Here is an 8039-nt window from a genome sequence, read left to right as displayed (position 1 = left end):
TTAAACAGGCTGCTACACTAGATAGCAACCCATTTAACTTATTTAACTGTTTTTTCTTGCACAAATATTTGCGCAGGTCTTAGAATTCTGCGTTTCAATAGTGTTCTCTCTCTGGTGAAATTGAATCTCACCGGAAAGTAAGTTTCCTGTTTGTTATAAAATTAACTGTGCCGTAGATAAATAGTCCGAGGAACTGTGCCAGATACTCGTTTACGTCTCCTGCTTCCACCAGTAAGATAAGGAATATGAATTGCGCACTGTAGGCTATTCCAAAAGCCATAGCAAAGAACAACACCTGTTGCCAGAGGTTGTTCTTTTTGTCTTCTGTGGGGAATACCCAGTACTTACACCATATAAAATTATGTATCTGGGCTACAATATACGCAGTAATATTTGCAGGAATGTAATCGTATGATAGCTCATTCATCATTAACCAGATGACAAATGCTGTAATCAATGCATTGAGCGTACCTATTACGGCAAATCGAAAGATGCGTACTGATTCTTTCACTTATTCCTTAATATCTACTATCAGATTCAGTTCATCAAGCTGAGACGGATCAAGTGCTGCCGGAGCATCCAACATTACGTCACGACCCGAATTGTTCTTTGGGAATGCAATGCAGTCACGAATTGAATCAAGCCCTGCGAAAAGTGATACCCACCGGTCAAGTCCGTAAGCCAATCCACCATGAGGAGGTGCACCGAATTTGAATGCGTTCATTAAGAAACCAAATTGTTCCTGCGCTTTTTCAGGAGTAAACCCTAAAATTTCGAACATTTTGGCTTGCAATTGTGAATCGTGGATACGAATAGAACCTCCACCTACTTCTACACCATTAACAACCATGTCATAAGCATCTGCACGAACTGCTGCCGGATCGCTATCTAATAAATGAATATCTTCATCTTTAGGATGAGTGAATGGATGATGCATTGCCATCAGGCGTCCTTCTTCTTCACTCCACTCAAACATTGGAAAATCTACTACCCACAAGCAAGCGAATTTATTCTTATCACGTAAACCTAACTGCTTGCCCATTTCCAAACGGAGTTCGCAAAGCTGTTTACGAGTCTTCATAGCATCATCACCGGAGAGAATCAGAATTAAGTCTCCCGGTTTAGCACCGAAAGCTTCCTTCATTTGTTGCAATACTTCCTGGGTATAGAACTTATCGACACTTGATTTTACAGTACCATCGGCTTCTATACGGGCGTATACCATACCTTTGGCACCTATTTGAGGTCTTTTCACATACTCTGTCAGTGCATCCAGTTGTTTACGGGTATAACTTGCGGCACCCTCTGCACATATGCCACCAATATATGTAGCACTGTCAAATACCGGGAAACCGTGTCCTTTCATGATATCCATCAGTTCGACGAATTTCATATCAAAACGTAAATCGGGTTTGTCACTACCGTAATATTTCATAGCATCACTCCATGGCATGCGTACGAATGGCTCTGTCAGTTCAACTCCGCGAAGTGTCTTAAACAAGTGCTTGGCCATACCTTCAAAAGTAGTGATGATATCCTCTTGCTCAACAAAACTCATTTCGCAGTCAATCTGAGTGAATTCCGGTTGACGGTCAGCACGAAGGTCTTCGTCACGGAAGCATTTTGCAATCTGGAAATAACGGTCGAAACCAGCTACCATCAACAATTGCTTCAGTGTTTGCGGAGATTGAGGCAAGGCATAGAATTGTCCCGGATTCATACGTGAAGGAACAACAAAGTCGCGTGCACCTTCAGGGGTAGAGCCAACCAAAACCGGAGTTTCCACTTCTATAAACCCTTGCTCATCCAAATACTTGCGTACTTCTATTGTCATCTTGTGACGAAGTTCCAGATTGGAACGGACATTACTACGACGAAGGTCCAGATAACGGTATTTCATGCGAATGTCGTCTCCTCCGTCTGTATTTTCTTCGATAGTGAAAGGAGGTGTGGTGGCAACGTTCAGAACGTTCAATTCTGACACGATGATTTCAATATCTCCTGTAGGAATATTTGAGTTCTTGCTAAAACGTTCGTTTACAGTACCGGTCACCTGGATTACGAATTCGCGTCCCAGTTTATTAGCCTGTTCGCACAGTTCTGCATTTACTTCTTCATTGAATACTAATTGAGTGATACCGTAACGGTCACGAAGGTCAATAAAAGTCATACCTCCCATTTTACGGCTACGCTGTACCCATCCTGACAGCGTGACTTGACTGTTTATATCGGAGATTCTCAGTTCTCCACACGTGTGCGTTCTAAACATATATTTTGTATTTTATAATATTCTTTACTTTTGTAGTAGTCTGCAAAAGTACACAAATTCTTAATCCTTTCGGATTAATTTCCGAATAATTTTCTGATTTTTGTGAGTAATATTGTCTACAATAGCTTCGTTAATCATTTTAATTCCATTAACGTATTCCTGGGCCTTCTGCAACACGTTAGCATTGTCTTTTACGATAGTTTCTTTGGGTACAATAACGCGTAGCCCTTTTTGTATAAGCTCAATGTTCACATTCTCATCGGCTTGCATCGGATCACCATCGAAGTGAACTACTCCCGGACTGGTACGGTGAATACGCAACTTTCTGCAGCGAAATGTTTTTATACGGCTATTCTGATCGATGGTTTTATTAAACAACTGAAAAGCAAGTGAAGGAACATCGAGTACGGTAAATGGTTCAAGAATAGTGACATCCAGCAGTCCATCAGTAAGGGTAGCTTGTGGGGTTATATATGCATTATTACCATATTGGGAAGCATTGCCGCAAGCAATGAGGAAAGCCTTATATTTATAAGTACCGTCTTCTGTTTCCAATTCATAAGTTTCCGGCTGATAGGTCAGACTCTCTTGCAGGGTTTTCTCCAGATAAGTCAGTAAGCCGCGTTTTCCGGCATTGGCAAATTTTAAACTGACAAAGGCATCAAAACCTACTCCGCAAGTACAGAAGAAGTCAGCGCCGTTTATCTTGCCGTAATCGATAATGTCGGTTACTCCTTCATTGATTATTTCCAATGCTTTTTTAGGTTCCATTGGGATATGCAGATGTCTTGCAAGTCCATTACCGGAACCACAAGGTATAATGCCCAATGCTGTCTCTGTATGCACCAGTGAACGTCCTATCTCATTGATAGTTCCGTCTCCACCGATAGCTACTACAACATCTGCTTTCTCTGCTGCTGCCTGAGCGGCAATCTCTATTGCATGACCGGCCCTTTTGGTATACACCACATCCCACGTATATCTCTCTTTATTTATCTTTTCATCTAATAAATTGAGAACAAGTTCTTTACCTTGCGTGCCTGAAATCGGATTGACAATGAATATAATTTTCTTCATGCTTTCGTTCATGCTAATTTTAATCGATTGTGGTCGACAAAAGTAATATAAATTTCTTAATTTTAAATCTTCCGGCTTCTCAAAAGCAGAAAGAGTATATTTTTTCTATTAAAAAGAACAGGCAAACGCAAATTTTGTTATCTTTGCCCCCTGTTTTTAAACAGTTATTAAGGATAAAAGGATTTGGACTGTTGTCTATCAGTAACCAATAAAGCGAATAATAAATAACAATTCATGGGATTATTACAAGAGAAGTTAGCTAAGTACGACCTGCCGCAGCAATATATGGCAATGGGCGTATACCCTTATTTTCGTGAGATAGAAGGGAAACAAGGTACAGAAGTAAATATGGGTGGACATAATGTTTTAATGTTCGGCTCAAACGCATATACAGGTCTTACCGGAGATGAAAGAGTTATTGCAGCAGGCATCGAAGCTATGAAAAAATATGGTTCCGGTTGTGCCGGTTCCCGCTTCTTGAATGGTACACTCGACTTGCATGTGAAGTTGGAAAAAGAATTGGCTGCTTTTGTTGGTAAGGAAGATGCACTCTGTTTTTCTACGGGATTTACTGTAAATTCGGGGGTAATATCTTGCTTAACAGATCGTAACGATTATATTATTTGTGATGATCGGGACCACGCTTCTATCGTAGACGGTCGTCGTTTATCATTCTCTCAGAATCTGAAATACAAGCACAATGATATGGCTGATCTTGAGAAACAGCTTCAGAAGTGTAATCCGGATTCTGTGAAACTGATTGTTGTAGACGGTGTGTTTTCTATGGAAGGTGACTTAGCCAATTTGCCCGAAATAGTTCGTTTGAAACATAAGTATAATGCTACTATTATGGTAGACGAAGCTCATGGTTTAGGTGTATTCGGAAAACAGGGACGCGGTGTTTGTGACCACTTTGGTTTGACAGACGAAATAGACCTGATTATGGGAACATTCAGTAAATCATTAGCTTCTATCGGGGGATTTATTGCTGCAGATGAATCAATCATTAACTGGTTGCGTCACAATGCACGTACGTATATCTTTAGTGCATCTAATACTCCTGCTGCTACGGCTTCTGCTCTGGAAGCTCTTCATATTATTCAGAACGAACCGGAAAGACTGGAAGCATTGTGGGAAGCTACAAACTATGCATTGAAGCGTTTCCGCGAGGCTGGTTTTGAAATCGGTGCTACTGAGTCTCCTATTATACCTCTTTATGTACGTGATACAGAAAAGACTTTCATGGTGACTAAACTGGCATTTGACGAAGGAGTATTTATCAACCCGGTTATACCTCCGGCATGTGCTCCGCAAGATACATTAGTGCGTGTTGCGTTGATGGCTACACATACTAAAGAACAGATTGATTCTGCTGTTGATAAATTAGTAAAATGCTTTAAAGAATTAGAGATTATCTAAGCATTCTCTATAAGATATAAAAAACGGTTGTACTCTTGGTTTGGGTACAACCGTTTTTTGTATAGCAAGAGTACGTATTTAAGTCTCCGTTAAATACCTATTTAACAGAGACTTAATATGCATAGTTTGTATGTATAAAGTACGTACTTTTTAATGCATTGAAATACAGATGTATACAGGTGTAATTCCTATATGCTGATTTCTGTTACTACCTGCCCGTCAAATAGATTAATTACTCTTCCGGCGTATCCTGCGTCATGTTGTGAATGGGTTACCATGATAATAGTAGTACCTTCTTTATTTAACTCACTCAGAAGCCCCATTACTTCTTTACCGTTTCTGGAGTCCAGGTTACCGGTTGGTTCGTCGGCAAGAATCAGTTTAGGATTGGCTACTACTGCACGGGCAATAGCAACACGCTGCTGTTGGCCTCCGGAAAGTTGTTGTGGGAAGTGTTTGCTACGGTGAGTAATAGCCATGCGTTCCATTGCTGTTCCTACACGTTTTTTGCGTTCAGAAGCCGGAATACCCATATAGAGTAATGGTAGCTCTATATTTTCGTAGACATTTAGTTCGTCAATCAGATTGAAACTCTGGAAAACGAAACCGATAATTCCCTTACGGAGGTTGGTACGCTGAGACTCGGTGTAGTTGGATACCTCTTTTCCATGGAGGTAATACTCTCCTCCCGTCGGGTTGTCAAGCAATCCTAAAATGTTCAGCAAGGTGGATTTACCGCAACCGGATGGTCCCATAATGGCCACAAATTCTCCTTCCTTCACTTCTACATTCACATTGTTCAGTGCCCATGTTTCTACTTCTTCGGTCTTGAAGATCTTTTGTAAGTTTACGGTCTTGATCATGATTGTAGGTTTTATTGAGTTCTAAATAGTTATTCTTGTATCATCGTCACTGTTGGATTCACTTTGACAGCCAGATAACAGTGCAGGCTGATGACAATCATGGATATTCCTACTACGATGAATAGAGGAAGCAGGAAAATCCATAATGACCATCCGGCACTATAGGCAAACTGCTCTTTCCAGGTCTTCATTAACCAATAAGCGACAGGAATAGCCAGTATATAGCTAATACCTATTTGCAGAAAGAAGGGTTTGCTAAACAGCCAGATCACCTGGCGGAAGGTTGCACCATGTATCTTTGTACAATATTGTTTGCTATAGCTTGTTATGTGTTGTTTATACACAATTTATGGTTTATACACTTGTTGCTATCCTACTCTTAGCAGGAACCGGAATTCACCTTTATGTTGTACAAATGAAACTGGCAGGCATGATGACACGTCTGATAGAAAGTATTCGTTATAATGATATGACGCAAACTTTTTATCCTCCATTAAAAAACAGGGTGATGACAGATATGGCTCAGGAGCTTTCAGAGGCATTGAAAGTTTTCCGTGAGCGGCTTTTTGAAGAAGAGGTTAAACGTCAATATTATGAGAATTTATTGAATAAGGTAGACACTGCTGTTCTGGTTACAGATAAATCCGGGCATACGGAATGGATGAACCTTGCAGCTATAACCCATCTGGGCCGGAATCCGCAATTACCGGCAGAAATAGTAAAGGCTTCAACGAGCGACACACGGGTTGTACGTATTGAAAGAAATGAAACAGTATTGGAAATGGCCGCTTCTTGTACACTATTTACCACACAGGGAAAGGAACGGTTGCTGATTAGTTTGAAAAATATTCATTCTGTTCTAGAGAGGAACGAAATGGAGGCCTGGCAGAAGTTGATACGCGTATTGACTCACGAAATAATGAATTCAATAACTCCTATAATCTCTCTCTCAGAAACGCTCAGTGAACGGGGTATACCAAATCAGTTGACAGAAAAAGAGTATGCTGTAATGCTTCAGACCATGCAAACTATTCATCGGAGAAGTAAAGGATTGTTGGGATTTGTAGAGAACTATCGCAGGCTTACACGAATACCGGAACCTGTATGTACACAAGTCCCGGTCAGTGAATTGTTTGCTGATTTGAAGAAGCTATTTCCGGCGGAAATCTTCCATTTTAGACAACCCGATGCTTCCCTTACTCTTTGGATAGATCGGACTCAAATAGAACAAGTTCTGATCAATTTGTTGAAAAATGCACAGGAAGCATGTTTTCGTAAGTCCGATGCCCAGATAGAAATTGAACTTACTCAGACTGCAGAAGGTCTTATTCTTACCGTCTCAGATAATGGAGAAGGTATATTGCCGGATGTAATAGACAAAATATTTGTTCCGTTTTTTACTACCAAACCATCCGGTTCGGGAATCGGGCTCAGCCTGTGTAAGCAGATTATGAACTTACATGGGGGAACTATTTCAGTACGTTCAGAAAAAGGAACCGGTAGTTGTTTCACACTCGTTTTTCCTGTATTATCCCCTACTTCCCAGACTGTTTATGTCGGGATTTAGCTCTTTAACAACTTCCCGGACATCTTTTTTAGTGGCTTCACTATAGACAGCTATTTGTTGTCCAGGTAGCACTTCTTGTTTTTTACTTTCAAGCTTCAATTGCGCTTCCTCTTTTTTGTTAGAGGGATTCTTCTTCTTTGTATCCATATCTTTTTCTTGTTTAGGTTTAGTATATTTGTAACATAATAAATTCTTTATGGTTCATCAGATTTACCATTTTCTGCCTCAAGTTCTTTAATTTCTTTATTCAGGAAAACAGATAAAACAGTACGCAGTACAACGACTCCTCCCAAGATAGCAAGTTCGTTGAGAGTAGGTTCCAGTACTGTTTTCAGAATATCCGAAGCGATAAGAAATTCGAGTCCTAACAGGAGATAAGTACCAAAAGTAGCCCGTAATCTGCGAATGTTAATAGGGCTATATTTCCCGGTAAATCGTTTTAATTCATTTATAATGAAAGCTATAAATGCAATCAATGCCCCATAAGTAACAATGAGCAGGCTTATCACACTTATGATAGTGGCCAGAAGGTTCAGAAATTGTGTAAACATAGGTGCGTTTCGTATTTGTTATACTAATACTACATCTGACAGAGCATTTTGGTTCATTTACAGTCGTAAATAACCTTTAGTCTTCTTTAGAAAAAAATGAAACTATAAATAAGTGACAGTCAGTGTATTGAAAATTAAGTAACAAAAATAATGGGTTTAGCTATTGTTAATTTGAAAATACTCCCTATCTTTGCACCGCTTTTCGATAGAACACCAACGATTTTTATTCGGGGTGTAGCGCAGTCCGGTTAGCGCACCTGCTTTGGGAGCAGGGGGTCGTGGGTTCGAATCCC

General features: G+C 40.2%; 8 protein-coding genes and 1 pseudogene. 2 read left to right on the top strand and 7 right to left on the bottom strand.

Annotated features, from left to right (window positions below):
* Nucleotides 1–127 precede the first annotated feature (127 nt).
* Genes QX565_RS13540 through QX565_RS13530 form a run of 3 tightly spaced genes read right to left on the bottom strand, consistent with a single transcriptional unit; the run spans nucleotide 128 to nucleotide 3358 of the window.
* Entirely contained in the window at nucleotides 128–511 is a 384-nt protein-coding gene (locus QX565_RS13540; RefSeq protein ID WP_122201721.1) for a GtrA family protein, read from the bottom strand.
* Entirely contained in the window at nucleotides 512–2269 is a 1758-nt protein-coding gene (aspS, locus tag QX565_RS13535) for an aspartate--tRNA ligase (protein WP_221651028.1), read from the bottom strand.
* 60 nt (nucleotides 2270–2329) lie between these two features.
* Nucleotides 2330–3358, bottom strand: a complete 1029-nt coding sequence (locus tag QX565_RS13530; RefSeq protein WP_289293027.1) for a diacylglycerol/lipid kinase family protein — start codon at nucleotides 3356–3358, stop codon at nucleotides 2330–2332.
* A 222-nt stretch (nucleotides 3359–3580) separates the two neighbouring features.
* Here QX565_RS13530 and spt point away from each other — a divergent pair, with 222 nt between their 5' ends.
* The gene (gene spt, locus QX565_RS13525; protein WP_221651030.1) at nucleotides 3581–4765 is read left to right on the top strand and encodes a serine palmitoyltransferase; all 1185 of its coding nucleotides are present in this window, start codon (nucleotides 3581–3583) and stop codon (nucleotides 4763–4765) included.
* Nucleotides 4766–4953: 188 nt separating this feature from the next.
* On the opposite strand, the gene QX565_RS13520 is transcribed toward spt, so the two are convergent.
* On the bottom strand, nucleotides 4954–5628 hold the full coding sequence (locus QX565_RS13520; RefSeq protein WP_221651031.1) for an ABC transporter ATP-binding protein: 675 nt from the start codon (nucleotides 5626–5628) through the stop codon (nucleotides 4954–4956).
* A gap of 29 nt (nucleotides 5629–5657) precedes the next feature.
* Nucleotides 5658–5972 (bottom strand): ABC transporter permease, encoded by a 315-nt coding sequence (locus tag QX565_RS13515; protein WP_289293030.1) that lies wholly within the window; start codon nucleotides 5970–5972, stop codon nucleotides 5658–5660.
* Between QX565_RS13515 and QX565_RS13510 the strand changes: the two are divergent.
* Nucleotides 5919–7195: pseudogene (locus QX565_RS13510) on the top strand (sensor histidine kinase). The gene QX565_RS13515 and the pseudogene QX565_RS13510 sit on opposite strands and share 54 nt — an antisense overlap.
* Here the strand turns inward: QX565_RS13510 and QX565_RS13505 are convergent.
* The gene (locus tag QX565_RS13505) at nucleotides 7157–7342 is read right to left on the bottom strand and encodes a hypothetical protein (RefSeq protein ID WP_002560218.1); all 186 of its coding nucleotides are present in this window, start codon (nucleotides 7340–7342) and stop codon (nucleotides 7157–7159) included. The pseudogene QX565_RS13510 and the gene QX565_RS13505 sit on opposite strands and share 39 nt — an antisense overlap.
* A 47-nt stretch (nucleotides 7343–7389) precedes the next feature.
* Nucleotides 7390–7746, bottom strand: a complete 357-nt coding sequence (locus QX565_RS13500; protein ID WP_221651033.1) for a DUF1622 domain-containing protein — start codon at nucleotides 7744–7746, stop codon at nucleotides 7390–7392.
* Nucleotides 7747–8039: the final 293 nt, after the last annotated feature.

The sequence above is a fragment of the Bacteroides sp. 41_26 genome (genome assembly GCF_949740115.1).
In the GTDB taxonomy this organism is placed as follows: Bacteria; Bacteroidota; Bacteroidia; order Bacteroidales; family Bacteroidaceae; genus Bacteroides; species Bacteroides nordii.
The sequence above is the reverse complement of the archived record's forward strand: the minus strand, read 5'-3'. Positions and strand labels throughout refer to the sequence as shown.